The organism is Streptomyces lonarensis (genome assembly GCF_012033735.1).
Classification (GTDB): domain Bacteria; phylum Actinomycetota; class Actinomycetes; order Streptomycetales; family Streptomycetaceae; genus Streptomyces; species Streptomyces lonarensis.
This window is the reverse complement of sequence record NZ_JAAVJD010000120.1, coordinates 15,203-16,446: the sequence shown is the minus strand read 5'-3', so window position 1 is coordinate 16,446 and position 1,244 is coordinate 15,203. Positions and strand designations below refer to the sequence as shown.

The 1,244-nt window shown below is 74.8% G+C and carries 1 protein-coding gene; it reads left to right on the top strand.

The features are described 5' to 3' along the window. Positions 1–200 precede the first annotated feature (200 nt). Entirely contained in the window at positions 201–1,184 is a 984-nt protein-coding gene (locus HCN56_RS15610) for an aldo/keto reductase (protein WP_167971576.1), read from the top strand. Positions 1,185–1,244 lie beyond the last annotated feature (60 nt).

Sequence of the window (1,244 nt, the reverse complement as noted above, 5' to 3'; positions counted from 1 at the left end):
GGCCCGACGCAGCCTCCCCGCGCGGCCCGACGCCGCCCGCCAGCGGTGCAGGCGGTCCGGTGCCGGCGCGCCGCGGCGCGCGACCCGCGGCGGAACCGGTTCCGGAACCGGACGGCCACCCGCACCCCGCGGCTCCGTGGCATCGTGTAGGTCCACGTCCGCCGGTCTGCGGCGGGCAACACGAGAGGGAGAACCCCCACATGGAGGAGCGGCTCTGCCGCCGGTTCGGCCGAAAGCTCTCGGTCGTCGGCCTGGGCACCTGGCAACTCGGCGGCGACTGGGGTCAGTTCCCGGACGAGGACGCGCCCGCGCTGCTGGACGCCGCGATCGCCTCCGGCGTCACCTTCTTCGACACCGCCGATGTCTACGGGGACGGCCGCAGCGAACGGCTCATCGGGGAGTACCTGCGGAACCGCCCCGGTCACGGCATCACCGTCGCCACCAAGTTCGGCCGCCGCGTCCCGCAGGAGGCCGCCAACTACACCCTTGCCAACTTCCGCGCCTGGACCGACCGTTCGCGTACCAACCTGGGCGCCGACATCCTGGACCTGGTGCAGCTGCACTGCCCGCCGAGCGAGGTCGTCGCCTCGGACGCCGTGTACGACGCCCTTGACCGCCTGGTCGAGGAGGAGCGCGTCCGCGCCTACGGCGTGAGCGTCGAGACCTGCGACCAGGCGCTCGACGCCATCGCGCGCCCCGGCACCGCCGCCGTGCAGATCATCCTCAACCCGTTCCGCCTCAAGCCGCTGGAGCGGGTGCTGCCCGCCGCCGAAGCGGCCGGCGTGGCGATCATCGCCCGGGTGCCGCTCGCCTCCGGCCTGCTCTCCGGCCGGTACACCGAGGAGACGACCTTCGCCCCGGAGGACCACCGCACCTACAACCGCAAGGGCGAGGCGTTCGACCAGGGCGAGACCTTCTCGGGCGTCGACTACGAGACCGGGGTGCGCGCCGCACGCGAGTTCGCGGCCCTGGCCCCCGAAGGCGCCACCCCCGCGCAGACCGCGCTCCGGTGGATCATCCAGCAGCCCGGCGTGACCACCGTGATCCCGGGCGCCCGCAACGCCGAGCAGGCCCGTGCCAACGCCGCGGCGGCCGAGCTGCCGGCCCTCTCCGAGGAGACGTCGGCGGCCGTGGCGGAGCTGTACGACCGGGAGATCCGCGGCCAGGTCCACCACCGTTGGTGACCCCCGCCCGCAGGGAGCGCCCCTCCGGGTGAACCCCGTCCGCGCGTCGCGGGCCGCGAC

Coding starts and splice junctions, on each gene's coding strand:
- HCN56_RS15610 (WP_167971576.1), top strand. CDS start 201: ATGGAGGAGCGGCTCTGCCGCCGGTTCGGCCGAAAGCTCTCGGTCGTC.